Origin of the sequence: Mycobacterium sp. SA01 (genome assembly GCF_041287105.1) — a bacterium.
In the GTDB taxonomy this organism is placed as follows: domain Bacteria; phylum Actinomycetota; class Actinomycetes; order Mycobacteriales; family Mycobacteriaceae; genus Mycobacterium.
On record NZ_JBGGNO010000014.1, the window covers coordinates 13,839 to 40,202 of the forward strand.

The window sequence follows — 26,364 nt, forward strand, 5'->3', positions numbered from 1 at the left end:
CAGATCCGAGGCTGTCCACCCGCAGTACAGTTCGTAGCGATATGACACCGTTCGACTTCTTCCAGGCCGAGGAGCTGCCGGTGCCGGCGATCACCGCGGCGCAGGCCCATGACATCGCCACGACGCACTTCGGGATCGACGGCGAGGTGACCGCGCTGGGCAGCCAGCAGGACGCAAATTTCCTGCTGAGCCGTCCCGGCGGCGAGCCGATCGGGGTGCTCAAGATCGCCAACCCGGCGTTCTCCCGCATCGAGATCGAAGCGCAGGACGCGGCGGCGGAGTACCTCACTCAGGCCGGCTGCGACGTACGCGCCGCGACGAACCTCGCGTTTGCCGGCGTCGACCCGATCGCCGAGGTGCTCGACGGCAACGGGGCGGCGCTGTACGCCAGGATCATCGCGCACCTGGCCGGCGGCACCTTGAGCGGCGACGGGTACCTCACGCCGGCGCGGGCGGCAGCGCTCGGAGCCCTGGCCGGCCGGACCGTCCGCGCCCTTGCCGACTTCGACCATGCCGGCGTCGACCGCGTGTTGCAGTGGGACCTGCGCCACGCCCTGCGCACTGTCGAGGTGCTCGCCGAGCACATGTCCGATCCCGGACGCCGCGAGGCCGTCGAAACCGCCGCGGCCGCAGCGTGGCAGGTGGTCGCCGACCTCGCCGATGATCTGCCGGTCCAGGTGATCCACGGCGACCTCACCGACGACAACGTGGTGTGCGGCCCACCGGAGAGCGGCCGGCTGCCCGACGGCGTCATCGACCTGGGCGACCTCACCCGGTCGTGGACCGTCGGCGAACTGGCCATCGCGGTCTCCTCGCTGCTGCGCCACGAGGGCGGCGAACCCGTCGCGACCCTGCCTGCCGTGGCCGGCTTCCACGCGGTGCGTCCGCTGAGCCCCGCCGAAGTCGAGGCGCTGTGGCCGCTGGTCGTGCTGCGGGCGGCGGTGCTGGTGGTCAGCGGCGTCCACCAGGCCTCGATCGACGTCGACAACGCCTATGCCACGGGCGCCCTGGACTACGAGTGGCGAATCTTCGAACGCGCCATCGAGGTACCCACCGATGTCATGACCGCCACCATCCGCGCGGCACTCGGAGCGGCCCAGCCCCTCGAGCCGCCACCCGTGCCCACCCCGTTGATCGGCGGCCTTGCGCAAGACTCCGTGGTGCGACTGGACCTGTCGTCAGAGGCCGACGCATTGGATGCCGGCCGGTGGCTGAGCGCGGACTGCGAAGACGTTCTGGCTGCCGAGGCGCTGGCCGGCGGCGCCGCTGCGGTCGTGACGACCTTCGGCCAACCCCGTATGACGCGCTCGGCGCCGCTGAGTGCGGAGTCGTCGGCCACCGTCGGCACCGGCCTGGACGTGTGGCTGGCCGTGCCGTCACCGATCACCGCACCCTGGGACTGCGTGATCGACGCAACCGCCGACGACAGTCTCACCCTCACCGGCACCGCAGGAACGGTGCAGGTGCGCGGGCACCTGCACGTCGATGACGAGATCCGGTCCGGCGGCAGCGTCACCGCGGGCGCAGTGCTCGGCAGCGTCGAGGGTCGAGCCTGGATCCAGTGGCGCAGCGGTCCCGACGTCGAGGTCCCCGACTTCGTTCGCGCCGAATACGGCGCGGGCTGGCTGAGCCTGGTGGAAAACCCGAACGCGCTGCTCGGCCTGCCCGCCGAGGCGGCCGCGGCCGACGACGGCGAGGCGTTGTGGCGGCGCCGGGCGGATTCGTTCGCCACGGTCCAGGAGCACTACTACCTCAATCCGCCCCGCATCGAGCGGGGCTGGCGCGAGCACATGGTGTCCACCGAGGCGCGCAGCTACCTCGACATGGTCAACAACGTCGCGCTCCTGGGCCACGGTCATCCGGTGCTCGCCGACGCCGTCGCGCGCCAGTGGCGGCGGCTCAACACCAATTCGAGATTCAACTACGCCGCGGTGGTGGCGCTCTCGGAGCGGTTGGCCGCCACCCTGCCCGATCCGTTGGACACGGTGTTCCTGGTGAACTCCGGCTCGGAGGCCGGCGACCTGGCGCTGCGGCTGGCGATGGCCACGACCGGGCGTCATGACGTGGTCTCGATGGCCGAGGCCTACCACGGCTGGACGTACGCCACCGACGCCGTGTCGACGTCGGTGGCCGACAACCCGAACGCTTTGGCCACCAGGCCGAGCTGGGTCCACACCGTGCCCTCCCCCAACGCCTACCGCGGCGAGTATCGCGGGCCGGACGCCGCGCGCTACGCCCCCGAGGCGGTGGAGATCATCGAACGCCTTGCCGCACAGGGCAATCCGCCGGCGGCGTTCATCTGTGAGCCGTTCTACGGAAACGCAGGCGGGATGGCACTGCCCGACGGCTACCTCACGGCCGTCTACGCCGCGGTGCGCGCAGCGGGTGGGCTGGCCATCGCCGACGAGGTCCAGGTCGGCTACGGCCGCACCGGGCGCTGGTTCTGGAGCTTCCAGCAGCAAAACGTGGTGCCCGACATCGTCACCGTGGCCAAGGCGATGGGCAACGGTCAGCCGCTCGGCGCGGTCATCACCACCCGCGAGATCGCCGAGCGGTACCGCACCCAGGGCTACTTCTTCTCCTCCGCAGGCGGCAGCCCGGTGTCCTGTGTGGTCGGCCTGACGGTGCTCGACCAGCTGGAGAAAGAGGGCCTGCAGCACAACGCCCTGGTCGTCGGGGACCACCTCAGGGACCGAATCGAGGAGCTGGCGACCCGCCACGAGCTGATCGGCACCGTGCACGGCAGCGGGCTGTACATGGGCGTCGAACTGGTCCGCGACCGCACCACGCTGGAACCCGCCGTCTCCGAGACCGCGGCGATCTGCGAACGGCTGCTCGAGCTCGGTGTGATCGTGCAGCCGACGGGCGACCGGCAGAACGTGCTGAAGGTCAAACCGCCGATGTGCATCACCCGGGAGTCGGCGGACTTCTTCGTCGACATGCTCGACCGGGTGCTGAACACCGGGTGGTGAGTCAGCCCGACGAGGTGCGCGCCGCCAGCCAGACGCGCTGAGCGCGGACGAACGCCGCGTCGACCACCGCGCCGTGCCCGGGCACGTACAGCGCGTCGTCGCCGCCGAGTTCGAGCAGCCGGTCCAGGGCGTGCGGCCAGGCCGGCAGATGGGAGCCGGCGTCGATCGCCGGGTCGGCGGACTCTTCGACCAGGTCGCCACAGAAGACGACCCGGCGCTCGCCTGCCACTACCGGCGGAACAACCACGACCAGGTCGTGGTCGGTATGGCCTGGTCCCGGCAGTTCGACGTGCACGCTGCGGCCGCCGAGGTCCAGGTCGGCGGCTGTCACGGTGTGGTCGGGGGCGCGAACGCCGGCGATCGCCTGGTCCAGCAGGTCCGGGTCGGCTCCGTATCGCAGGGCGTGGGCCCGAACGTCGCCGATTCCCGTGGTCAGCGCACGGGTCACGGCGGCAGGCGAATACAAGACGGCAGTACCGAAACCGGCCGAGCCCAGGATGTGGTCGAAATGGTGGTGGGTCATCACCACGTCGGTCACCGGAGCGCCGGTGATGTCGACGACGTCGTCGGCAATCTGGGCTGCTTCGGAAAGCGTTGTACCGCAATCGATCAGCAAATTTCGACGCTCGCCTCGAACCAGTCCGACCGTGACGTCGAGAAAGGCCAGCCGGCAGCGGTATACACCATCGGTCAGCGTTTCCCAGAGGAGGTGCATCACAGGAAAGATAGACCCTGGCCTACGGTGGTAGCGGGCACTTACGTTGCACTGTGTAGCTAAGCGAATTATAGTCCAGACACATGTCCAGACAGTTCGCTGACCGTGTCCGGTTACTTCCACGATGACATATGCGAGCTCGGCGGGTAGTTCAGCCGTATCAGTCACGGACGTTGCAGGAGCGTGAACATGCGGATTGCGTTGCTGTCCTACCGCAGCAAAACCCACTGTGGCGGGCAGGGCGTCTACGTCCGGCACCTGAGCCGCGGACTGGTCGAACTCGGCCATGACGTCGAGGTGTTCTCGGGTCAGCCCTACCCCGAGATCCTCGACCCGCGGGTTCGGCTGACCAAGGTTCCCAGCCTGGACCTCTACCGGGAACCCGACCCGTTCCGGGTGCCACACCCCAGCGAGATCCGTGACCGCTTCGACGCACTCGAACTGGCCACGATGTGGACATCCGGCTTCCCCGAACCTCGCACCTTCAGCCTGCGCGCCGCCCGGCTGCTGGCCGCCCGCCTCGGCGAGTTCGACGTGGTGCACGACAACCAGTGCCTGGGCACCGGACTGCTCCGCATCGCCGACATGGGTCTGCCCGTCGTGGCCACCGTGCACCATCCGATCACCCGGGACCGCGTTCTCGACCTCGCCGCGGCCAAATGGTGGCGAAAGCCGTTGGTGCACAGGTGGTATGGCTTCGCGCAGATGCAGAAGAAAGTCGCCCGCCGTATTCCCGACCTGCTCACCGTGTCATCGTCGTCGGCCACCGATATCGCCGACGATTTCGGCGTGAGCCCACAGCAGTTGCGCGTGGTGCCGCTCGGGGTGGACACCGAACTGTTCAAGCCCTCGGACGCCCCGCGGGTGCCGGGCCGCATCATCGCGATCTCCAGCGCGGATCGTCCGTTGAAGGGCATCGGGCACCTGCTCAACGCAGTGGCCAAGCTGCGCACCGAGCACGACCTCGAGTTGCAACTGGTGGCCAAACTGGAGCCCAACGGGCCGACCGAGAAGCTGATCGCCGAATTGGGTATCAGCGATATCGTGCACACCTCCAGCGGCTTGTCCGACGAGGAGCTCGCCGGGCTGTTCGCCTCGGCTGAAATCGCCTGCATCCCCTCGCTTTACGAAGGTTTCTCCCTGCCCGCGGTGGAGGCCATGGCCAGCGGCACCCCCATTGTGGCGAGTCGGGCCGGCGCGCTGCCGGAGGTCCTGGGCCCCGACGGTGAGTGCGCCGACTTGGTGACACCGGGCGACGTCACGGAGCTGACCGCCGCGCTCGGCCGGCTGCTGGAATCCCCCGCCCGCCGTCAGTGGCTGGGCACCGCGGGCCGGCGCCGTGCGCTCGACGTGTTCAGCTGGGAGTCGGTGGCCGCTCAGACCGTACGGGTCTACGAGCGGGCGATCGCCCGGACCGGGCGCGTGACCAACTCTGTCGAGGCGGTGGACGAATCGTGCTGACCGTCGACTATGACCGGCTCGCTGTCGGACTGGGAACCAAGGTCATCGACGTCGGTGCGGGCGCCGGCCGGCACAGCTACGAGGCCTACCGGCGCGGCGCCGATGTGATCGCCTTCGATATGGACGCCGAAGGACTTGCCGAAGTCGACACCTTGCTGCAGGCCATGGGCGAGGCCGGCGAGGCACCCGCATCGGCCAAGGCTCAGGTTGTGGTCGGCGATGCGCTGGCGTTGCCCTACCCCGATGGCGAATTCGACGTGGTGATCGCCTCGGAGATCCTGGAGCACATCCCCTCCGACGACACCGCAATCGCCGAGCTGATTCGCGTGCTCAAGCCCGGCGGCAAGCTCGCGGTGACGGTGCCGCGGTGGCTGCCCGAGAAGATCTGCTGGCTGCTGTCCGACGAATACCACGCCAACGAGGGTGGCCACATCCGGATTTACAAGGCCGACGAACTGCGCGACAAACTGGTTCGCGGTGGCCTGGAGTTCACCCACTCCCATCACGCGCACGCCCTGCACTCACCGTTTTGGTGGCTCAAATGTGCGGTCGGCGTGGAGAAGCCGAACCACCCGGCCGTCAAGGCGTATCACCAGCTGCTGGTGTGGGACATGATGTCGCAGCCGGCGCTGACCAGACTGGCCGAATCCGCGCTCAATCCGCTGGTCGGCAAGAGTGTGGCCCTCTACTTCGAGAAGCCGTTGACGAATGCCACGCCCCAGTGATCTCGAGGGTGTGCCCGGCGTAGCCGACATCCTCACGCCGCAGCAATGTCGTCAGACAGCGGAATCGATTGCCGCCGTTCAGGAATCCTCGGGTGAGATCCCCTGGTCGGAGATCGGGCACACCGACGTGTGGGATCACGTCGAATGCGCGATGGCCCTGACCGCGGCCGGCCTTCTCGAGCCCGCCCGCGCCGCCTACGAATGGTGCCGCCGCGAGCAGCGCGCCGACGGCTCCTGGCCCATCCAGTACCGGCGTGGCGTGATCGAGGATGCCAACAGCGACAGCAACTTCTGTGCCTACATCGCCGCCGGCGTCTGGCACCACTATCTGGTGACCGGCGACGTCCGGTTCGCCGAGCACATGTGGCCGACGGTCCGGGCGGGAATCGACTTCGTCCTCGGTTTGCAGGCGGGGACCGGTGAAATCTATTGGGCCCAAGGCCCATCCGGTGTTCTCGAGGAGGCGTTGCTGACCGGCTGCGCCAGCGTGTACCACAGCATCCGTTGCGCGCTGGCCCTCGCCGATCGGCTGGACGATCCGCAACCCGAATGGGAAGTGGCGCTGGGACGGCTGGGCCACGCCATCGCCGAACATCCGGACGCCTTCACCGAGAAGCCGCACCATTCGATGGACTGGTACTACCCCATACTGGGCGGTGCGCTGCGCGGCCAGCAGGCCAGCGCCCGAATCGCCCAGCGCTGGGACGATTTCGTGGTCGACGGGCTTGGCATCCGCTGCGTCGACGACCGGCCCTGGGTCACCGGAGCCGAGACCTGCGAGTTGGTGCTGGCGTTGGACGCCATGGGCGACCGATCGCGCGCGCTGACCCAGTTCAGGTCCATGCAGCACCTACGCGAAAAGGACGGCTCCTACTGGACCGGACTGGTTTTCGCCGACGGGAAACGCTGGCCGGTCGAACGGACCACCTGGACCGCCGCGGCGGTCATCCTGGCCGCCGACGCGTTGTCGTCGACCACCGGCGGTAGCGCCATCTTCCGGGCCGCCGACCTGCCGCGCGGCCTGGAGGGCGAGTACGACTGTGAATGCGTCAGGCGCTGACCACGTCTCCCGCGGCTCCCGAGGTGCGCTCGAGGACCCGCAGCGAACCGGTGCAGCCGACCTCGGTGAACTGGCCGGATTCGATTGCGCGGCAATAGATGTTGTAGGGCGGACGGCCACCGTCGCGCGGGTCCGGGAAGACGTCGTGAATGATCAGCGTGCCGCCGGGGGCCACCCACTTGGCCCAGCCGTCGAAGTCCTGTTGGGCGGCGGTCTCACTGTGCCCGCCGTCGATGAACAACAGATCCAAAGGGGTGCGCCAGCCGCGCGCAACGACCGGAGACTTGCCGACCACCGCGACGATCGTGTCGTCGAGGTCGGCCGCGTCCAGCGTGCGCCGGAAGGTGGGCAAGGTGTCGAACCGTCCGCTGACCGGGTCGACCATCGTGGTGTCGTGGAATTCCCAGCCGGCCTGATGCTCTTCGGAGCCGTGATGGTGGTCGACGGTGTACAGCACACTGCCGGTCGCCGCGGCCGCGGCGCCCAGCATGACCGTGGATTTCCCGCAATAGGTGCCGATCTCGACCGCTATCCCGGCGTCCAGGTAGCGCAGCGCCGCGTCGTACAGCGCACGTCCCTCGTCGGCGGGCATGAAGCCCACGACGTTCTCCGCCAATTCGAAAAGTCGGGAAGTTTGCGCTGCAGAGGCAGTGTCGGTGCGGCTCATGATCCGAACCTAGCCCTTACGCATGGTCCATGGCCAGCGCGCACCTTGTCGGTGCAGGTCAGTTGTAGTAGCGTCCGGACATGTGTCTGATCCGGTAGCTCGGGAATCAACGCGACGCCGGTTGACCGCAAAGCAGGCCGCTACAGTGGACCGCTTGGGTCGCGCCGCGGTCGAGGTGCTGAGCCGAGAAGGTTTCTCCGGGCTGACGATCCGGATGGTCGCGGCCGAGGCCGGGGTCGGCGCGGCCACCGCCTACACGTACTTCTCGTCGAAAGAGCATCTTGTCGCCGAGGTGTTCTGGCGCCGCCTGGCCTCGACTCCGGCACCGCCGGACGACTCCCCCGACCCGGTCGATCGCGTGGTCGGCGTGCTTCGGCATATCGCACTTCTGGTGGCCGACGAGCCGGAATTGGCAGGCGCGGTCACCACCGCTCTGCTCGGCAAGGATCCCGATGTCGAGCATCTGCGGTTCCGGATCGGCCGTGAGATTCACCAGCGGCTCAGCACAGCCCTTGGGGCACAATGCGATTCGGATGCGGATGTCATCGAGTCGCTCGAGCAGCTCTACGCAGGCGCGCTGGTGCGGGCCGGCATGGGCTACGCGTCCTACACCGAGATCGCCAGCCGGCTCGAGGCGTCCGCGCGCCTGCTGCTGACCTGATTCGGCTGTGACTGCGGTCTCAAAACCGTTGGACGGGCCTTTGATCCGGCCCTGACGGGTACGCGACACCATTCGAGGCGCGGGTGCGCCGCCGCCCGACGACGAAGTCTTCGATCCCGGGAGTGATGCCGTCCGATGTCCGAACACACCGAATTGACCTCCGCCACCGACCTCGCGATCTCCGCCGTCTGGGTGGGCGGCTCGGTCGTCGTGGCGTATGGGGCCGCGATGGTGCTCTCCTGGGCACTGCAGCGGCTCGGCCGACGAAGCGAGCTGCTCGCGGACGTGGCACGGCTGACCCGCGGCCCGGCTCGGGCGACCCTGGTGATGATCGCGGCGCTGACCGCGTTCGACCGGGTGGCCGGCTCCGACGCACCGTGGCGGGGGATGGTCCACCAAATCCTGGTAATCCTGCTGATCGCCGCCGTGACATGGGTGGTCAGCAGTCTGGTCATGGTCGCCGAACAGCGGGTCATCGCCCGTTTCGGTGGCGGTGACGCCCAGATGACCGATGCTGATCGCCACCGCCGCAAAATCCGGACCCAGGTCACGCTGCTGCGGCGCATCGCCGTTGCCGTGGTGGTCCTGATCGGCACCGCCGCCGCGCTGATGACGTTCCCGTCGTTCGTCGACCTCGGCCGAACACTGTTCGCCTCTGCGGGCGTGCTGTCCGTGGTCGCCGGCCTGGCAGCGCAGACCTCGTTGGGAGCGGCATTCGCCGGCATCCAGATCGCCTTCTCCGATGCCATTCGAGTCGGTGACGTCGTGGTGCTCGAAGAGGAATGGGGGCGCATCGAGGAGATCACGCTGACCTACGTCGTCGTGCACCTGTGGGATGAGCGCCGGCTCGTGCTGCCCTGCACCTATTTCACGACGACGCCCTTCCAGAACTGGACCCGACAGGCCACCGAATTGCTCGGGACCGCCGAACTCGACGTCGACTTCACCGTCCCTCTGGACGGCATGCGCGCCGAACTGGATCGGTTGCTGTCGGCAAGTGACCTGTGGGACGGACGTGTCGGCGTCCTTCAAGTGACCGATGCGGTCGGTGGTCATCTGCGGGTCCGGATGCTGGTCAGTGCCGCCAACGCCGGTGCACTCTTCGATTTGCGATGCGCGGTGCGGGAAGGCATGGTCCGATGGCTGCAGCGCACCAACCCGGGCGCTCTGCCGCGCTGGCGGGTGGAGCAGTTTCGCGGCACGTCCGACAACCTTCAGACGCACGAACCGATGGGCCCCGGCGGCCGCGTCGACTCCACGTTGTTCACCGGCAGCCCGCAAGCCGAGCGGCGTGGACGCGCATTCGAGGGCCCCGGACCGGACGCGCTGGCCGAGCGTGCCGAATCGACTCATCTGGTTCACGCGACGAACAACGACGACTCGTAGGCCAAGAGACGTTTTCTGCCTCCGACAGTGGGGAATCTCCCCGAAATGGATGTCGACCATCCTGAAGCGGACCAACGATGGGACGCCACGGCCCGATCCGAGACCGAGGCCGAACGACTGGACCGCAACTGGTCCAACCTGCTCCAGGAGCTTCGCGTCACGCAGACCGGCGTTCAGTTGCTCACCGGTTTTCTGCTGACACTGCCCTTCCAGAACCGGTTCGCCACAGTAGGCACCGAGTTGCGCATTGTTTATTTGGCCACCGTGATCTGCTCGCTGGCGGCAACGGTTCTGCTGGTCGCACCCGTCGGCATGCACCGAATGGTGTTCCGCAGGCACCGGCTGCGTCCCCTGGTCGCGATCGCGCACCGCTTCGCGTTCTGCGGGCTCCTGCTGCTGGGCGCCGCGCTCACCGGCGTGGCCATCGTGGTGTTCGGAACGGTGCTCGGCGTAGGAGCCGGAGTGCTCGCCGGGATCGTGACGGCCGTGGTGATGCTGGCGGCTTGGGTGGTGTTCCCGCTGTGGATGCGCCGCCTCGACGGCTGAGCCTCCGGGTTTGACAGGCGAGCCGGTTGGGAACACCGGCGCCATGTTGATTCGCAGAGTTGCCCGGCCAATGTTGGCAGCGGTGTTCATCGGCCAGGGATTCGAAGCGCTCAAAAGCCCGAAGCCGGCCGCCGAAGCGGCCCGCCCGGCGCTCGAAGGTTTGCAGAAGCTCCCCGAACCGGTCAGCGCCAATGTGCCCAGCGATCCGGAGACGCTGGCGAAGATCACCGCCGCCGTTCAGATCGGCGGCGGCCTGCTTCTCGCGTCGGGTCGTCTGCCCCGGGTGGCCTCAGCGGCGTTGGCGGCCACTGTGATTCCTGCCAACCTCGGTGCGCACATGTTCTGGGATGAGCCCGACCAACAACTCAAGGCCGAGAAGCGCCGCGCTTTCCTGACCGATATGAGCCTGCTCGGTGGTTTGATCATCGCCTCGGCCGACACCGCCGGGAAGCCGTCGCTGGGCTGGCGTGGACGCCGCGCGGCCCGCAAGGTCAGCGAGGCTGTCTCGGGCAGCCTGCCCGGCTCGAGCCACAGCCTGCTGGACAGCGATCTGCTGGATCGGGTCGGCCCCAAGGTGGGCCACGGCCTACAGGTCGGCGCCGAGCGTGGGCGTGAGCTGGCGTTGACCGCCGGTGAGCGCGCTACTCCGCTGTTGGAGACGGCACGTAAGCGCAGCGCCGAGTTCGCCGAGATCGCCCGTGAGCGCGGCGCCGAACTGGCCGAGATCGCGAGCGAGCGCAGCGCCGAGCTGGCCGACGTCGCCCGCAAGCGCGGCGCGGATTTCGCTGATATCGCCGGTGAGCGCGGCGCGGAGCTGGCCGATGTCGCCCGCAAGCGCGGTGCCGAGTTCGTCGACGTGGCGAGGGATCAAAGTGGTGAACTCGTCGACACCACACGCGCCCGGGCACGCAAGGCCAACAAGAAAGCCAAGAAGGAAGCCAAGAAACTGGCCAAGCGCTGAGGCTCGTCGATCGCACCGCGGGCGTAGCCCCTGCTGTGTCCGGCCCGGAGGGTAGATTGGGCCGGACTTATTTCAGCGGGAGGAGCAATCAATGACCACCGGTGACAACGATCCGAACGCGTACGGTCCGCCCGGGGGTTATCCCCCGCCACCTCCGACGGGTCAGCCGGGGAGTTATCCGCCGCCGCCCTCGGGATATCCCCCGCCACCGCCCGGGCAGCCCGGTGGGTACCCCCCGCCCCCGCAGAATTTCTATGGGCAGCCGAGTTACGGCGGCGGTTTTCCGCCGCCGATGCCTGCCGGTGGCCAGCCGGGCGGGCTGGGCATTCGGTTCGCCGCGCGTCTGATCGACGGCATCATTGTCGGCATCGTGTCCTTCGTGCTGGCCTTGCTGCTCGATGCCACCAGCAACATCCTTGTGACAGGGCTGTTTTCGGGCGTGCTGACGTTTGCGTACTTCGTGGTTTTCGAGGTGACGCAGGGCTGGACTCCGGCCAAGAAGATCCTGGGCTTGAGCGTGCACGGCCCCGGGGGCGCACCCAAGCCGACCGCCCAGCAGTCGGCGATCCGTAACTCGTTCACGCTGCTGTCGGTGATCCCCTACATCGGCGGTCTGTTGGGCGTCATCGCCTACATCGTGATCGCGGTGACGATCAACGGCAGCCCGACCAAGCAGGGCAAGCACGACGAACTCGCCGGCGGAACCCAGGTAGTCAAGGGCTGACCGCCCGCGATCAGATCACCAGACCGAGCAGCAGGACGACGATCAGGCCGGTCACTGACAGCACCGTCTCCATCAGTGACCAGGTCTTGATCGTCTGACCCACGGTGATCCGGAAATACTGGTTGACCAACCAGAATCCGGCGTCGTTCACGTGGGAGAAGAACAGCGAACCAGCGCCCACGGCCAGCACGACCAGCGACACCTCGCCGTTGCCGAGGCCTTCCACCAACTGGAGCACCAGCGCCGAGGCGGTGATGGTGGCGACCGTCGCAGAACCCGTCGCCAGCCGGATCAACACGGCCAGCACCCAGGCCAGCAGGATCACCGAGATGTTGGCGGTCTTGGCCCAATCGGCCAAGAGGGTGCCGATGCCGCTGTCGACGAGGACCTGTTTGAAACCGCCACCCGCGGCGACGATCAGGATGATGCCGGCCACCGGGGGCAGACCCGATTCCACGCATTTCATCACCTCGGAACGGCTCATGCCCGCGCCACCACCGAGGGTGAAGATACCGACGATCACCGCGATCAACAGCGCGACCAGCGGGGTGCCCAGAACGTCGAAAGCGACTCGGAACCATTGGTTCTCGTCGTCGATGAAGATGTCGACGAGTGCCTTGCCGAGCATCAGCACGACGGGGAGCAGCACGCTGAACATGGTCACGCCGAACGACGGCCTGCGACTGCCGCGGTTCTCGTCGGGAATGACCTCGGCCTCCGGGCCGGCAGCGCGTAACGCGGACGCACCCGAACCGAACGTGTCGGGCGCTTCCACCACAACCCAGCGCCCGGCCAGCTTGCCGAACAACGGGCCTGCCACGATGATCGTCGGGATCGCCACTGCCACACCGAGCGCCAGCGTCAAACCGAGGTCCGCGTTCAACAGGCTGATCGCGGTCAGCGGTCCCGGGTGCGGCGGCACAAAGCCGTGCATCGCCGAAAGGCCGGCCAGTGCCGGGATTCCCACGGTGATCAGAGACAGCTGGGAGCGCCGCGAGACCAGGTAGATGACGGGCATCAGCAGGACCAGGCCGATTTCGAAGAACATCGGCAGACCGATGATCGCACCCACCAACGCCATCGCCCATGGCAGCGCGCGCGGCGATGCCCGCCCGACAATGGTGTCGACGATTTCGTCCGCGCCACCGGAGTCGGCCAGAAGTTTGGCGAACATCGCGCCAAGGGCGATCAGGATGCCGACACCCGCGGCGGTGGAACCGAAGCCGTCACTGAAGGACTTCAGCACCTTTTCCAGATTTTCCCCGGCGACGATTCCGACGGTCAGAGCACCGAAGATCAAGGACAGGAACGGGTGCAGGTGCAACACGGTGATCAGAACGACGATCACCGCGATGCCAGCGAGGAAGGCCAGGATGAGTTGCCAGCCGGGCGCGACCGGTGTCGCCAGTTTGGGCGCTTCGGCCAGGAGGGTGGCGTGCAGGTTCATCGGCGTCACTTTCCTTCAGCGTGGGATACGTAGCGGTCGACGATCGAATCGATGCTCTGATCGACGTCGATGCTGATGCCGTCTTCATCGGCATCGAGGGGTTCGAGCGTGTCGAATTGCGAGGCCAGCAGGCTAGCCGGCATGAAATGTCCTGGCCTGCTTGCCTGTCGGCGAGCGATGACTTCCGCGGTTCCGTTCAAGTGCAGGAACTTCACGTCGGCGCAGTGCCTGCGGAGCTGATCGCGGTACGCGCGCTTGAGCGCCGAGCAGCTCATCACCCCGCCGCCGGGGTGCTCGGCCAGCCACACCCCGATCGCCTCGAGCCACGGGTGGCGGTCGTCGTCATCGAGTGGATGGCCCGCAGTCATTTTGGCGATATTGGCGGGCGGGTGAAAGTCGTCGGCGTCGGCGAAAGGCACGCGCAACCGTTGCGCCAACGCTGCGCCGACCGTTGATTTCCCCGAACCGGACACTCCCATGACGACGGTAGGTGAGGTCATGCCTGCGTCTACCCTGCTGTTCGGCATGTCACACAGCATTCATCAATGATCATATCTTTGCAATACCAAATCGTGATGAATCTGTTTTTAGCTGGCCATGCGGCATCTATGACAACATGTATGAGTGAGGTCCGAGCCAATCGTCAGCGAGCTGCACAGCAGTGTGCTGACCGCGCTCGGTGAAGCGATCGTCTCCGGCCGCTACCAGCCCGGGCATGTACTGACCCTCGATGCCGTCAGCGCCGACCACGGGGTCTCCCGGTCGGTGGCACGCGAGGCCATCCGGGTGCTGGAGTCCATGCGGATGGTCGCCCCGCGCCGCCGGGTCGGCATCACCATCCAGCCGTCGAGCGCATGGAACGTGTTCGACCCCAGAGTCATTCGCTGGCGACTGGATGTCGGCGACCGTGCCGCGCAGCTGATGTCGCTGTCGGAGCTGCGTCGCGGCTTCGAGCCCGCCGCGGCGGCATTGGCGGCGCGCCGCGCCGACCCCCATCAGTGCCGGATCATGGCCGCCGCCGTATCCGACATGGTGGTACATGGCCGCTCCGGCGACCTGGAATCATATCTGCTGGCGGACAAGATCTTTCACCGCACATTGTTGGAAGCAAGCGGCAACGAGATGTTCCGGGCGCTCAACGACGTGGTGGCGGAGGTACTCGGCGGACGCACTCATCACGGCATGATGCCCGATCGTCCGAACCCCGCCGCGATCGAACTCCACGACGAGGTGGCACGCGCGATACGGATGCGCGACGAGGCTGCCGCCGAGCGCGCCATGCGGGCCATCATCGATGAAGCCGCCGCAGCGCTGGCCAGTGATCTTTCGGTGCCGGAAGGGAATTAGGTTGCGGGCCTAGTCTGACGGCTGCACGTGGAAGTACATCATCAGGCCTTCTACCTTGGTCACGGTCACTGTGTGCCGCGTCGTTTGGCCCGCGGCCGTCACGTCGCAGTGCGCCTCCGCGCCCTGTTTGCCGTCCAGACCGCCGTCGCAGTCGGCTGAGTCCACGGCCGTCCCGGCGGATCGGGAGACGGTCTTGGCCACCAGCTTGTCCAGCTGTTCCTTCGATGCGGCGGGGACCATGCTGTAGCTGATCTTCTCACCGTCGATCTTCGTCGCGGTGACCACGAGGTCGAAGCTGTCGGCGCCGTTCAGCAGCACCTCGCAGCGGGTGGTCTTGCCGACCTCGCCCCGCAGATTCTCGGCACAGGTCACGGTTTGTGGCTTCTCGCCCGCCTTCTGCAGCCGCTGGGTGATGTCGTTCTCCAGGTCTGTCTTCGACACGGCAAGACCACCGGTGCTGACCTCGAACGAGCATCCGCTCAGCGCGGCTGCGGCGAAACCCGCCGCGGTGAGCCCGGCGCCGAGTCGCGCGATTCCCGTGATGGCACGCATGGTCACCTCCCAGCCGACCGGCGGCGCGGGCGGCCGCACGATGCGAGCAAGATACCAAGTGGTTCACTGTTTCAATGAGCAGAACCCCAGCACTGGCGCGCCGCTTCTTCGACCGTTACGAACCCGTGCACGGCATCACCTACTTCGCGCCAGGAGTGCGAAGTGCGTTCGACGCCATGGGATTCGTCGGATTCTGGCGCGGCTACTTTGCCGGCCGTTCGGCACCGCTGGGTCGGGTGCCGGTAGAGCTGGTGACCGCGGCCTTCTACAACTTCTCCGCCGAGAGGGTGGCCAAGGCAATACCGGCAATATGGGATGTCGCCGCACCCGAGGAGATGGTCCGGGTTCGGCAAGACACCGCGGTCGCAGCGCTGCAGGGCTACGGACTCAGTGACGACACCCCGGGAGTGGCCGAGGCCGCCGAACTGGCGGGCCTGGCGGCGAAGACCGCACCGCTGGACGGCCGGCCGCTGTTCGCGGCGAACCGGGCACTGCCCTGGCCGGACACCCCGCTGGCATCCCTGTGGCATGCCGCGACGCTATTGCGTGAGCACCGCGGCGACGGCCACATCGCCGTATTGGTCAGCGAAGGTATCACCGGCCGCGAATCCAACGTATTCCACGTCGGCGCCGGGGCGGTGCCTGCCGACTTCATCAAACGCAGCCGCGACTACTCCGACGACGAGTGGGACCGGTGCGTTCATTCGCTGCGGGAGCGCGGATTGCTCACTGCCGCAGGCGGTCTCACCGAGGCCGGCCGAACCCTGAAGGAACACATCGAAGTGCGCACCGACAGCCTTTCGCTGCCTGCGCTGGCCGCTCTCGACGACGACTCGGTGGAGCGCCTGTTCCGGGCGCTGACGCCGATCACCCGCAGGGTCGTCGCCGGCGGTGACCTACCCGCCGTGACGCCGATGGCGCTGCGCCGCGACGAACTCGACCACGACAGCGCAGGCCTCTAGGTTTCACCCGCGCGGTCCCGGGTCCAACCGGTCAGAGGTTGCGGTTCCACTCCACCCAGCCCGCCCCGGTCCGCCCGTCGGCGGTGTCGACGGTGACCCAGGCCCGCGGGAAGAAGCTGACCTGACCCTCCGGTGCCACCAGCCGCACCGGGGCGTGACCGCGGATATCGACCGTCGTCTGGACCGGACCGGGCAAATAATCGATGGTCGTCGTCAGCGGTAACCCGTTGTCGGAGAACGTCGCTTCGGCACGCACCGTGGTCGTCTCGGTGACCGGTTCGCCGGCGCGCTGTAGGTAGCCGACGCTGATCGGGTCCATGCCGGGGATGCGCAGGTCGACACCGTGTAGGTGGGTGCCGTCGTCGAGGTGCAGGGCGCTCCAGACCCAGTCCATGCTCCACCAGTCACGAACACCGTGAGAATGATCGCGCTGTCCCGGGACCGCCTCGACCTGATGCACCCGCCCGTCGATGGTGACGGTTCCGGTCACGGTGCAGGGGATTTCGTAGCGGGTGGTGATGCGATACGCGTACGGAGTCCCGACCGTGGTCCAGGTGAGGTCCATGGCCAACTCGACGGGCCGGCCGGGCTCGTCACGCAGCAGCGCCGACGGATCGTCGTATTCCAGTGCGGTACCGCGGACCTCGACGCGGTAGGTCTGCAGCGGGGTGATGGCACCGTGGCGCAGTTCGGCGCCGTCCGCCGTGGCCACGAGCGGGTCGGCGGGCATCGGCGCCTCGAAGTTCACCAGCGCAACCGTCGGCATATCGGGGCCGCACACGAGCGCGTTGATCCACGCGACGTTGTGGTTGGGCACCAGGCCGAGCCGCAGCCAGCCGCCGATGCCCTGAGCCGGGTCGGCGAAGTCCCAGTACCAGCTCTCGTTCCACAGTGGCTCGTCACCGGGCTGATGGGCACCTTCGTCGGCCGGGTCGGGCGTCAGAGCGCCGGCGGGTGCAGGCGGCGGCAGAATGTCGAGCGCGCCGGTGTCGAGGACATGGCTGGTGTGCCGGTCCAGCATGGTCAGGAACATCTCGTCGCCGCGCTCGGTGCGCTCGACAAGCATCGACGAAACCACCGCCATCATCACCCCGGCGAAGCTCTGCCGCCGGACGCCCTCGCGTACGTCGTCGAGAGTGACACCCGAATCAGGGCCCAGCCCTTGGTGATACGCGCGAAGCAGCTCGTCGTAGTGGGCGCGCCGATCGTCAACGGTGACAGCACATCCGATGAAGTACGCCACGTCGGTCATGGCCGGGCCCCAGGTGACGGTCTGCCAGTCCACGACGGTGAGGTCGCGCCGGGATCCGGGACGGCCGAACAGCATGTTGTCGAGCCGGTAGTCACCGTGCACCAGGCCCTTGATCCGCTCCGGCAAGGACTCGTCGGCCAGGTAGGCGTCGAAACCACCCGCCAGCCGTTCACACACCTGCCGCTGCTCGGCGGTGATCGCATCGCCGTAGCGGTCGGCGAATCCAGCCCAGAGCTGACCGATCAAGGCCTGGTCCAGCGGCGCGGCCCGGGTCAGCCATTCGGCGTCGGCCAGGCTCTCGTTTCCGATCACCGGGGCGTGCAGCCGACCCAGCTCGGTCAGCGCCAGCACCGCGTCTTCGATTGTGGCACCGCGGATTTCGTTACCGACTTCGGCGGGCGCCGCGTCGTCGAGAAGCAGCGCGAAGATCCCCGTCTCGGGGTCGTACGAGTTGTAGTAGCACTCGGCCACCGGACCGCCGAGGCGCGGGGCGACATCGGCATAAAACCTGACCTCGCGCTCGTAGAGTCCCAACGCCATCCCGGTCTGCCTGCTCGTCGGATCGGTCGCGGCGACCTTGAGTACCACCGAGGCAGGTCCCTCGACGTTGTCGGCATACGTCAATCCGACCCGGTAGCACTCACTCATCTGGCCGGTACCGATGCGGTCGACGGTGAACCCGGTGACTGGACATCCGACGGTGGCGGTCAGCCATTCGGCGGTCAGGTCACTCGGTCGCTCGATGACGATGTCGTTGGTCTGCACGCGACCAACCTAGGACACATCCCTGGCAGCCCGAAAGGTTTTCCCGCCATCTCTTGACGGGTGTCAAATCGGTCCTGGTCAGGCTAGCGGCCGGCCAGGGAGAACCCCGCCCACGCCTCGCGCCGGTGCGGATGGGGGTCGTAATCGACGCGGGTGTGCCGGTCGAACACCAGCACCGGTCGTTCGGCCTCGGTGTAGCGCGGCCAGCCCTCGCCCGGCACGCCGGTGCGGCTGAAATGTCGCCATCTGTTCTGTAGATCTCGGCTGACCTTGAGCGCCGAGCGCCGGTCCATGGCAGCGGTCAGCGCGGCGCCGAACCGGGTCCGGTAGATGTCGAAGACGGCCAGCAGCTCGGTGGCATGAGTGGCGCCGAGCCCCGACCAGTGCAGGGTCCGCGGCGCGTAGTCGTAGCGGTACACATACGTCGGCGCGTGCTGGCCGTGCGCCTCGGCGATCTGCCAGGCAGCGGTTCCGAACGCGAAATCACCCCCGAGCTGGACGCAGGCCGCCGGCCGTGGATAGCCCGGGTAGGCCGCGGTGATGCGTTGGCGCGCTTCGGGTTCCGCGCTCGCCAGCAAGCGTTCGATGGCCGGCTCGGTGGTCGGTAGCAGCTTCATGAACCGGGTGAACAGCTTGCCTTCGTCGGCGTTGGTGCCGACGATCAGCGGCACCTTGTGGATCGCCCCGCGCCGCATGGCGGCGATCGGATCGTCGGGAAGGACGTCGTCGCCGTAGGTGGGGCCGAGCGAGAAGGCACCATCCATATCGGTCATGCTCTCGACCAGCAGCGTGTCCAGCGCGGAGACCAGGTCTCGGGGGCGGGCCCGCATCACGGTTTCGGCGCCGTCGTCTCCGCCGGCCCCGAGCAGGCGGGCGAACTTGCCGGCAATCGTCGCGGCGGTCTCCGGGCCGCTCACCAAACCCGACGCGGGGCTTTCTGAAATGGCCTGTGCGAAAAGGCCTTCGGCTTCCGGCACGGCCAGCAGCGTCGCGACGGCATGCGCGCCGGCACTCTCGCCGAAGATCGTCACGTTGGCGGGGTCGCCGCCGAACGCCCCGATGTTCTCGCGAACCCAGCGCAGCGCCATCACGAGGTCGCGCAGAAACAGATTGCTGTCGATCGGGGTGTCCGGGGTGGACAGCGACGAAAGGTCCACGCAGCCCAGCGCACCGAGGCGATAGTTCACCGAGACGTACACGCAGCCACGACGGGCCAATGCGGCGCCGTCGTAGAGCGGGGTGGCCGAGCTGCCCATCAGGTATCCGCCGCCGTGGATGAAGAACATCACCGGCAACGGTTCGTGGTCCGGCTCACTGCCCGTCCACTGCGGGGTGACGACGTTGAGCGTCAGGCAGTCCTCGCCCATCGGCTGGTACTTGCCCACGGCCAGCATCGTGTAGCGGCGCTGCTGAGGAGCACAGTTGGCGAAGCCGTGGCAGTAGCGGACGCCGCGCCACGGCTGCGGGGGCTGCGGCGCGCGGAATCGCAGCGCGCCCACCGGCGGGCGGGCGTAGGGAATCGAACGCCACCTGTTGACCCCGTTGCGGACGAACCCCTCGACGATGCCGCTGCCCGTGGTGGCGCGGACGGTGTGTTCGTGCATCACTCGACGGTATCGAACATTGCGCTCCCCGACGCGCCTGACAACCCGATCTGCTGCGGCCCGCTAGCCTGTCGGGATGCGGATCGCCGTGCTGTTCACCGCGTCGCTGCTGGTCGCGGGATGTTCCGGCGCGACAGGCGGTCAAGCGGGCCAAACTCAGCTGACACCGATCACCCCGTCGCGCACGGCCACGTCGTCGGCTGCGCCGTCGTCGTCCACCTCGACCACGGCCACATCGTCGGTCCCGGCACCCGCGGCCGGTGTGCCGATCGCCGACGCGATCCGCTGGATCGAGGCGGCTCCCCCGATCGACGCCGCGCAGTACCACATCGCTCTTCGCGGCGGTGTGACAGCCGACCTCGGCGACGACGTCGCGTTCACGACACCGGGCGGTACCACCTGCATGACGGATGCCAAACACGGCTCCCCGGGGCTGGCCTGCCTGGTGGAGCTGACCAGCCCGCCGCCGCGGCCACCGGATGTGTACGGCCAGTGGAAGGGCGGCTGGGTCGACTTCGACGGATCGACGGTCCAAGTCGGTTCGGCGCACGGCGATCCGGGCCGATTCGCTGCGGGGCAGGGCCGCGAACTGCCGTATGACGCGTCACTGTCGTTCGGGAATTACCGGTGCCGCACCGACGCCAGCGCCTTGGTATGCGTGAATTACGCCCAGCAGTCGGCAGTCCGGCTTGCCGCCGACGGTGTCGACGCGTTCGCATGCGCCCGCCAGGCCACCCCGCCTGCGGGCATCGGCGTGCAGTACGTCTGTTAGTGCGTGTGCGCCGGATAGGCGTGAATCATCGCGGTCGCCAGCTTGGGTACGGCGTGGGTCAGGTCGTGTTCCGCCGCGTGGGCGACCTGATGTGCTTGCGCCAGAGTGAGATCGGGATCGACGTCGAGCTCGGCATCGGCGTGCAGCCGGTGGCCGATCCACCGCATCCGCACACTGCGCACCGCACGCACTCCCGGCCGGGCGGCGAGTGCGGCCTGTGCCGTCTCGACAAGTTCGGGATCAACGCCATCCATCAAGCGGCGGAACACATCCCGGACCGCGGTGCGTAACACCGCGAGGATGGCCACAGTGATCACCAGACCGATGATCGGATCCGCCAGCGGAAAGCCGAGGGCGACGCCGCCGGCCCCGATCACCACCGCCAGCGAGGTGAATCCGTCTGTGCGGGCGTGCAATCCGTCGGCCACCAGAGCTGCGGAACCGATGCGGCGCCCGACCCGGATCCGGTAGAGCGCGACCCATTCGTTGCCGATGAACCCGAGCAGCCCGGCGAGCGCGACCCAGCCGAGATGCTCGATCGGGCGCGGGTGGATCAGACGTCCGATGGCCTCATACCCGGCGACGACAGCGGACAGTGCGATCATCGCGACGACGAACATCCCGGCGAGATCCTCGACGCGGCCGAAGCCGTACGTGTAGCGCCGCGTCGCGGCCTTGGTGCTCAACGCGAATGCGATCCACAGCGGTACCGCGGTCAAGGCGTCGGAGAAGTTGTGGATGGTGTCGGCTGCCAGTGCGATCGACCCGGACACCATCACGATGGCGATCTGAGCCAGCGCGGTGACACCCAGCACCACGAGGCTGATCTTGACCGCGCGGATACCGGCCGCACTGGACTCGAGCGCGCTGTCCAGGCTGTCGGCCGAGTCGTGTGAGTGCGGGGCGAAAATCTCGGTGATCGCCGCGCGCAGACCGCCATGGTCATGGTCGTGGTCGTGCACCCCGGAATGTGCTGCCGGAACGTGCTTTTCGCTGCAGGTCATCGGCCGGTCCCTGTTCGTCGGTCGCGTGCGAGGGGCACGACGGCGGATTCGCTGTTGTGGTGCGACGGCACCCCCGGTCCCGCGTGCTCGGCGTTGTACACCGCATCGGTGACGAGTTGGCGCACGTGGTCGTTCTCCAGGCGGTAGAACACCTGCGTGCCTTCTCGCCGGGTGCGGACCAGGCGGGCCATGCGCAGTTTGGCCAGATGCTGGGAGACCGAGGGTGCCGGCTTGCGAACGCGCTCGGCGAGATCGTTGACGCTGAGCTCGCCGTCGATCAACGACCAGAGCAGTTGCACGCGGGTGGCGTCGGCCAGCATGCGGAAGACCTCGATGACGAGCAGCACGTGGTCATCAGCAAGCTGCCTATCTGCATTCATACGCAGATAATAGCGGAGCAACGCACCCCAGCGTGTGGGTTGTCGGTGGAGAAACCCCACCAAGACACCGACAACCCGCACGCTCGGCGTGCGCAATCGCCGCCTAGCGCGGACTAGGCGGCCAGAACTCCCTTGGCGCGCAAGATCGGGAACACGCCCTCGGCGAACCAGTACGCCTCTTCGAGATGCGGGTAGCCCGACAGGATGAACTCGTCGAACCCGACCGTGTGGTACTCCCAGATCAGGTTGGCCACCTCTTCGTGGCTGCCGACCAGAGCGGTGCCCGCGCCGCCGCGGACCAGACCGACTCCGGCCCACAGATTCGGGTAGATCTCCAGCTTGTCCGTGCGCCCACCGTGCAGCGCGGTCATCCGGCGTTGCCCCTCGGACCCCGAGCTGGCGTGCTGCGCGGTGGCCCGCTCGATCTGGTCCGGCGTCAGCTCGTTCACGAGCTCTTCGGCGACGGCCCAGGCCGCGGCCGAGGTATCGCGGGTGATCGTGTGCAGCCGGATCCCGAAGCGCAGGCTGCGACCACGTGCCGCCGCCAACTCGCGCACCGCGTCAATCTTGGCCTTCGCAGCCTGCGGCGGCTCGCCCCACGTGAGGTAGACATCGACATGCTCGGCAGCGATAGGCAGAGCAGCCGCCGACGAGCCACCAAAGTAGAACTCCGGCAACGGGTGCGGCGGTGTGGACACTCGGCCGTCGCGAATCTTGTAGAAGTCGCCGTCGAAGTCGTACGACTCCTGGCCCCACACCGACTTGACGATCTGGAGGAATTCGCCGGTGCGGGCATACCGCTCGTCGTGGTCGAGCCAATCGCCGAACCGCTGCTGCTCGAGGTCGTCCCCGCCGCTGACGACGTTGAGTAGCAGGCGGCCATCGGAGAACCGCTGCAGAGTCGCCGCCTGCTGGGCAGCCAGGGTGGGCGGCACCAGTCCGGGCCGGAACGCCACGAGGAACTTCAGCCGCTCGGTTTCGGCCAGCAGCGCTGAGGCCGTCAACCACGCGTCCTCGCACCAGGTTCCGGTCGGCGTCAGCACCCCTTCGAAGCCGAGCCGGTCGGCCGCCCTGGCCACTTCGGCGAGATAGCGCCGGGTGGGTGCCCGGTAGCCGTCCGGAATCGTGTGGTGCGACGACGCGTGCGATGCCCCGACGATCGAACGGCTGTCACCGTTGGTGGGCAGGAACCACAAGAACTTCGCAGACAAGAAAACCCTCCTACTGTGAACCAATGAGAACCGGCTCAAGCACGCCGGCGTAGCGACGGTCGACCCACTTCGAGAAGTCGGGCGCAGACTGGATCTGCCCCGACTTGGCGAACAGGTCGGCGATCTTCTGTTCCGAGGCGATCACCTGATCGCTGAGTGCTGTCGGCAGTCGTAGGCTGCGGCTCTGCGCGACCTGGGCGGCCTTGGGGTCCAATCCGACTGCCGCGGCGTACTTCTCGGCCCATTCCTGAGGGTGATCCTGAGCCCATTTGGCAGCCTTGGCGAACCTGACCAGCAGATCGGCCAGGGCGGAACTGCGCTTGGGATCGGCAAGCGCCGCGTCGGCCGCCACCCCGAACCAATAGCCGTTGGTCACTCCTTTGGCCTGCGCAATCGACCGCACCTTGAGCTGTTGCTCGGCCTGCGCGGTGTAGGGGTCCCAGATCGCCCATGCGTCGGCCTGGCCCGCCTTGAACGCCGACAGCGCATCCGCGGGCTGCAGGAACACCAGCTTCACATCGGCCGGTGTCAGCCCGGCCTTGTCCAGTTGACCCAGCAGGTGACCGTGCGCGGAGCTGCCCTTGCCCACCGCGATGCTTTTACCGCGGAGGTCGCTCACGGACTGGATCGGTGAGTCCGCCCGGACGAGGATCTGGTCCCCGACGCCACCACCGTTGTAAGCCGAGACCACCTTCACTTTCGCGTTGGATGCGGCACCGAAGATCGGCGGGGTGTTGCCGGTGATGGCGAAGTCGATCTTGCCCGCGGTCGCGGCCTCGATCTGCGGTGGTCCGGACGTGAACGTCGAGAACGCGATCCGGTAGGGCAGGTTGTCCAGCGCACCGGCGGCGCGCAGCAGCGACTCGGTCCCGCCCTTCTGATCACCCACCTGCAGGGTGAGGTCCGAGAGTTCACTGAGCGGCACCGTCGCCGGGGCCTGGGATGCACCCGTGTTCTGCTGGCGCGACACGCAGCCCGTCAGGAGCAGCCCGATGACGGTCAGGGCGATGAACACGCGACGAAATACACTGAGAGGCAAGCTAGCTCCTGTCAGATCTGGACACCGAGTTGCCAGAGCAATTCGGCACGGTGATTGTCATTGGCGGTCGACGAGCTGCCAGTAGTCAGCCTCGGGTCGGTGATGGCCGTCTGGAACTTCACTTCACCGTCGTCCAAGACCAGCACCTGATCCGCCAGCGCGACAGCCTCGTTGACGTCGTGGGTCACCAACAGCACCCCGAACTGGTGGCGCCGCCACAGCTGCAACAACAAGGAGTGCATGCTGAGCCGCGTGAGCGCATCCAGGGCGCCGAACGGTTCGTCCAGCAGAAGTAACTGCGGCTCGGCGACCAGAGCCCTGGCCAGCGAAACCCGTTGGGCCTGACCACCGGACAGTGTCAACGGCCACGCACCCGCGCGATCGGCCAGGCCGACATCGGCCAGTGCCTGGTCGGCCCGAGCCGCCACCTCGGCGCGAGGAAGCCGGAATCGGGTCAGCCCGTATCCGACGTTGGTGCGCACCGTGCGCCAGGGAAACAGCCTCGGCTCCTGGAACGCCAGCGCCGGCGCTCCGCTGACGATGCGCTCACCGGTATGGTCCCGGGACAAGCCGGCCAGCACACGCAGAACGGTGGATTTGCCGGATCCACTGCGCCCCACCAATGCGACGATCTGGCCCGCGCCGACCGCGACCGAAACATCCTTGAGCACATGCTGTTCGCCGTACCACTTGTCGATGTGCCGCAGCGATCCGGCCACCCCGGTCTGGCGATCGTAGGTCACGGTCATGACCGATACCTCAGGGCGCGGCGCTCGAGTGAACGCACGATCGCATCAGTCGTGATACCCAGCAGCGCATAGACGATCAGACCGAAAATGATGATGTCGATGCGCAGGAAGTCACGTGCGTTGTTGATCAGGTAGCCGATGCCTTTGTCGGCGTTGATCTGTTCGGCGACGATCAACGTCAGCCATGCGATCGCCAGTGATTGCCGCAGGCCCACCAGTACCTGTGGCGCGGCGCTGGGCGCAATGATGTTGGCGAACCGCTGGCGAAACGAAAAGCCAAGCACCTCAGCAGTTTCGAATAGTTTCGGGTCCACCTGTCGGATCGCCGAGAAGGTGTTGAGGTATAGCGGGAAACTGACGCCGAGCGCGACCAGGAGAACCTTGGGAAGTTCGCCGATACCAAACCACAGGATGAACAGCGGGATCAGACCGAGGTGTGGCAGCGCGCGCAACATCTGCATGGGCGGGTCGACCGTCGCCTCGGCCCAGCGGGACAACCCGACTGCGCTCCCCAGCCCGATGCCGACGATCCCACCAAGGAGCAGGCCCTGCGCGACGCGAGCGCCGGAAACCCGCAACGCGTCGGCGAGTTGACCATTGCGGATCAGTTCCAGCCCGGCCTCGGCGATCAGCGACGGTGCGGGCAACACCTCTTGAGAGATGATGCCCAACGCGCTGCCCACCTGCCACAACGCCAGCAGGATCACCGGCGACGCCCACCGGGCGATCGCCCACGTACGCCGGCGGCGGCGTGGCGGCGTGCGTGAACCGGCCGGCAGAACCGGCGCGGAAGCCTGCACGGCTGATGTGGTCACGATTGGGTCCCCCGATGACACGTGGGTGGCTGACTATGGGCACGCGACAACAAACGAACTCGACGCGTCCATCGACCCTAAAAACCCCCACCCGATCGGTTAAGGGTTTGATTCGTGGTGACGAAAAGATCCGCGGAGTCAGCGCCAGCCGTCGGCGGCCTTGGCGGCCCGAACCAGCGCATCGCACAATTCCCGCAACTCGGCTGCGGCCGCACCCTCGTCGACCGCGGTCGCGACGTCTTCGGCCGCGCACCGCACCTGGAACACCCGATCGGACAATTCGGCGGCCTCGTCGGCTGAGAGCACCACGGCATCTTCGGGGATGGCGCTGCCCTTGACCAATGCGCGCTGCTCGTAGGCGCGCTGCCGGCAGGACTGGCGGCAGTACTGCCTGCGCCGGCCCATCCCGACGTCGGCCACCTCACGTCCACACCACCGACACGGCTGGGAGCGGGAACGACGCGTCACGTCATGTGACTGTAGACGGCATCGCGAAGTGATCCCGGTATCATGGGGGGTCGAGTCGGGAACCGTATGCAGTGGTCTTGCGTTAACTACCCGGACTTCAAAGGGCCCCGGCCCTTTTA

General features: G+C 67.4%; 26 protein-coding genes. 12 read left to right on the forward strand and 14 right to left on the reverse strand.

What is annotated here, in order from left to right; all coding sequences use genetic code 11:
• The first annotated feature begins 41 nt into the window (after positions 1-41).
• Positions 42-2,972, forward strand: coding sequence for an aminotransferase (locus AB4879_RS04610; RefSeq protein ID WP_370506645.1), 2,931 nt, complete (start codon positions 42-44; stop codon positions 2,970-2,972).
• 1 nt (position 2,973) lies between these two features.
• Here the strand turns inward: AB4879_RS04610 and AB4879_RS04615 are convergent, their stop codons facing one another.
• A complete protein-coding gene (locus AB4879_RS04615) occupies positions 2,974-3,687 on the reverse strand; it encodes an MBL fold metallo-hydrolase (RefSeq protein ID WP_370506646.1) in 714 nt (237 codons plus the stop codon).
• A 189-nt stretch (positions 3,688-3,876) separates the two neighbouring features.
• On the opposite strand from AB4879_RS04615, the gene AB4879_RS04620 reads away from it, so the two are divergent.
• Genes AB4879_RS04620 through AB4879_RS04630 form a run of 3 tightly spaced genes read left to right on the forward strand, consistent with a single transcriptional unit; the run spans position 3,877 to position 6,933 of the window.
• Complete coding sequence (locus AB4879_RS04620) at positions 3,877-5,148, forward strand: glycosyltransferase family 4 protein (RefSeq protein WP_370506647.1); 1,272 nt, start codon at positions 3,877-3,879, stop codon at positions 5,146-5,148.
• Entirely contained in the window at positions 5,142-5,873 is a 732-nt protein-coding gene (locus AB4879_RS04625; protein WP_102807595.1) for a class I SAM-dependent methyltransferase, read from the forward strand. Before AB4879_RS04620 ends, AB4879_RS04625 begins: the two co-directional genes overlap by 7 nt.
• Positions 5,857-6,933 carry a prenyltransferase gene (locus AB4879_RS04630; protein ID WP_370506648.1) on the forward strand — a complete coding sequence of 359 codons (1,077 nt, stop codon included), beginning with the start codon at positions 5,857-5,859 and terminating at the stop codon, positions 6,931-6,933. The genes AB4879_RS04625 and AB4879_RS04630 overlap by 17 nt, the downstream gene beginning before the upstream one ends.
• On the opposite strand, the gene AB4879_RS04635 is transcribed toward AB4879_RS04630, so the two are convergent.
• Complete coding sequence (locus tag AB4879_RS04635) at positions 6,923-7,600, reverse strand: class I SAM-dependent methyltransferase (RefSeq protein ID WP_036345352.1); 678 nt, start codon at positions 7,598-7,600, stop codon at positions 6,923-6,925. The genes AB4879_RS04630 and AB4879_RS04635 overlap by 11 nt on opposite strands.
• A gap of 82 nt (positions 7,601-7,682) precedes the next feature.
• Here AB4879_RS04635 and AB4879_RS04640 point away from each other — a divergent pair, with 82 nt between their 5' ends.
• From AB4879_RS04640 to AB4879_RS04660, 5 genes are all read left to right on the forward strand, one after another.
• Complete coding sequence (locus AB4879_RS04640; protein WP_102807598.1) at positions 7,683-8,261, forward strand: TetR family transcriptional regulator; 579 nt, start codon at positions 7,683-7,685, stop codon at positions 8,259-8,261.
• A 135-nt stretch (positions 8,262-8,396) separates the two neighbouring features.
• On the forward strand, positions 8,397-9,647 hold the full coding sequence (locus tag AB4879_RS04645) for a mechanosensitive ion channel family protein (protein ID WP_370506649.1): 1,251 nt from the start codon (positions 8,397-8,399) through the stop codon (positions 9,645-9,647).
• Positions 9,648-9,692: 45 nt separating this feature from the next.
• Complete coding sequence (locus AB4879_RS04650) at positions 9,693-10,193, forward strand: DUF6328 family protein (RefSeq protein WP_370506650.1); 501 nt, start codon at positions 9,693-9,695, stop codon at positions 10,191-10,193.
• 43 nt (positions 10,194-10,236) lie between these two features.
• On the forward strand, positions 10,237-11,154 hold the full coding sequence (locus AB4879_RS04655; protein ID WP_370506651.1) for a DoxX family protein: 918 nt from the start codon (positions 10,237-10,239) through the stop codon (positions 11,152-11,154).
• Between the two features lie 91 nt (positions 11,155-11,245).
• Positions 11,246-11,878: an RDD family protein gene (locus AB4879_RS04660; RefSeq protein WP_370506652.1), complete on the forward strand. Its 633-nt coding sequence runs from the start codon at positions 11,246-11,248 to the stop codon at positions 11,876-11,878.
• Positions 11,879-11,888: 10 nt separating this feature from the next.
• Here the strand turns inward: AB4879_RS04660 and AB4879_RS04665 are convergent, their stop codons facing one another.
• Both AB4879_RS04665 and AB4879_RS04670 read right to left on the reverse strand, forming a co-directional pair.
• Entirely contained in the window at positions 11,889-13,325 is a 1,437-nt protein-coding gene (locus tag AB4879_RS04665; protein WP_370506653.1) for a GntP family permease, read from the reverse strand.
• 5 nt (positions 13,326-13,330) lie between these two features.
• Entirely contained in the window at positions 13,331-13,825 is a 495-nt protein-coding gene (locus AB4879_RS04670) for a gluconokinase (RefSeq protein ID WP_370506654.1), read from the reverse strand.
• Positions 13,826-13,949: 124 nt separating this feature from the next.
• Here AB4879_RS04670 and AB4879_RS04675 point away from each other — a divergent pair, with 124 nt between their 5' ends.
• Positions 13,950-14,672, forward strand: a complete 723-nt coding sequence (locus AB4879_RS04675; protein WP_102807603.1) for a FadR/GntR family transcriptional regulator — start codon at positions 13,950-13,952, stop codon at positions 14,670-14,672.
• A 9-nt stretch (positions 14,673-14,681) separates the two neighbouring features.
• On the opposite strand, the gene AB4879_RS04680 is transcribed toward AB4879_RS04675, so the two are convergent.
• A complete protein-coding gene (locus AB4879_RS04680) occupies positions 14,682-15,263 on the reverse strand; it encodes a DUF4333 domain-containing protein (RefSeq protein WP_370506655.1) in 582 nt (193 codons plus the stop codon).
• Between the two features lie 35 nt (positions 15,264-15,298).
• Between AB4879_RS04680 and AB4879_RS04685 the strand changes: the two genes are divergently transcribed.
• The gene (locus AB4879_RS04685; protein WP_370506656.1) at positions 15,299-16,186 is read left to right on the forward strand and encodes a hypothetical protein; all 888 of its coding nucleotides are present in this window, start codon (positions 15,299-15,301) and stop codon (positions 16,184-16,186) included.
• Positions 16,187-16,217: 31 nt separating this feature from the next.
• Here AB4879_RS04685 and AB4879_RS04690 read toward each other — a convergent pair whose 3' ends face one another.
• Both AB4879_RS04690 and AB4879_RS04695 read right to left on the reverse strand, forming a co-directional pair.
• Positions 16,218-18,203 (reverse strand): phosphotransferase, encoded by a 1,986-nt coding sequence (locus AB4879_RS04690; protein ID WP_370506657.1) that lies wholly within the window; start codon positions 18,201-18,203, stop codon positions 16,218-16,220.
• An 83-nt stretch (positions 18,204-18,286) separates the two neighbouring features.
• Positions 18,287-19,807, reverse strand: a complete 1,521-nt coding sequence (locus AB4879_RS04695) for a carboxylesterase/lipase family protein (RefSeq protein WP_370506658.1) — start codon at positions 19,805-19,807, stop codon at positions 18,287-18,289.
• 76 nt (positions 19,808-19,883) lie between these two features.
• On the opposite strand from AB4879_RS04695, the gene AB4879_RS04700 reads away from it, so the two are divergent.
• Complete coding sequence (locus tag AB4879_RS04700; protein WP_102807607.1) at positions 19,884-20,579, forward strand: hypothetical protein; 696 nt, start codon at positions 19,884-19,886, stop codon at positions 20,577-20,579.
• Here AB4879_RS04700 and AB4879_RS04705 read toward each other — a convergent pair.
• From AB4879_RS04705 to AB4879_RS04735, 7 genes are all read right to left on the reverse strand, one after another.
• On the reverse strand, positions 20,576-21,583 hold the full coding sequence (locus tag AB4879_RS04705) for a cation diffusion facilitator family transporter (RefSeq protein ID WP_370506659.1): 1,008 nt from the start codon (positions 21,581-21,583) through the stop codon (positions 20,576-20,578). The two genes, AB4879_RS04700 and AB4879_RS04705, sit on opposite strands and share 4 nt — an antisense overlap.
• Positions 21,580-21,963, reverse strand: a complete 384-nt coding sequence (locus tag AB4879_RS04710; protein ID WP_370506660.1) for an ArsR/SmtB family transcription factor — start codon at positions 21,961-21,963, stop codon at positions 21,580-21,582. Before AB4879_RS04710 ends, AB4879_RS04705 begins: the two co-directional genes overlap by 4 nt.
• A gap of 113 nt (positions 21,964-22,076) precedes the next feature.
• Positions 22,077-23,174: an LLM class flavin-dependent oxidoreductase gene (locus AB4879_RS04715; protein ID WP_370506661.1), complete on the reverse strand. Its 1,098-nt coding sequence runs from the start codon at positions 23,172-23,174 to the stop codon at positions 22,077-22,079.
• Between the two features lie 10 nt (positions 23,175-23,184).
• On the reverse strand, positions 23,185-24,189 hold the full coding sequence (locus AB4879_RS04720; protein ID WP_370506662.1) for an ABC transporter substrate-binding protein: 1,005 nt from the start codon (positions 24,187-24,189) through the stop codon (positions 23,185-23,187).
• A gap of 35 nt (positions 24,190-24,224) precedes the next feature.
• Entirely contained in the window at positions 24,225-24,962 is a 738-nt protein-coding gene (locus AB4879_RS04725) for an ABC transporter ATP-binding protein (protein ID WP_370506663.1), read from the reverse strand.
• Positions 24,959-25,762: an ABC transporter permease gene (locus AB4879_RS04730; protein WP_370506923.1), complete on the reverse strand. Its 804-nt coding sequence runs from the start codon at positions 25,760-25,762 to the stop codon at positions 24,959-24,961. The genes AB4879_RS04725 and AB4879_RS04730 overlap by 4 nt, the downstream gene beginning before the upstream one ends.
• A 153-nt stretch (positions 25,763-25,915) precedes the next feature.
• Complete coding sequence (locus AB4879_RS04735; RefSeq protein ID WP_102807614.1) at positions 25,916-26,245, reverse strand: hypothetical protein; 330 nt, start codon at positions 26,243-26,245, stop codon at positions 25,916-25,918.
• Positions 26,246-26,364 lie beyond the last annotated feature (119 nt).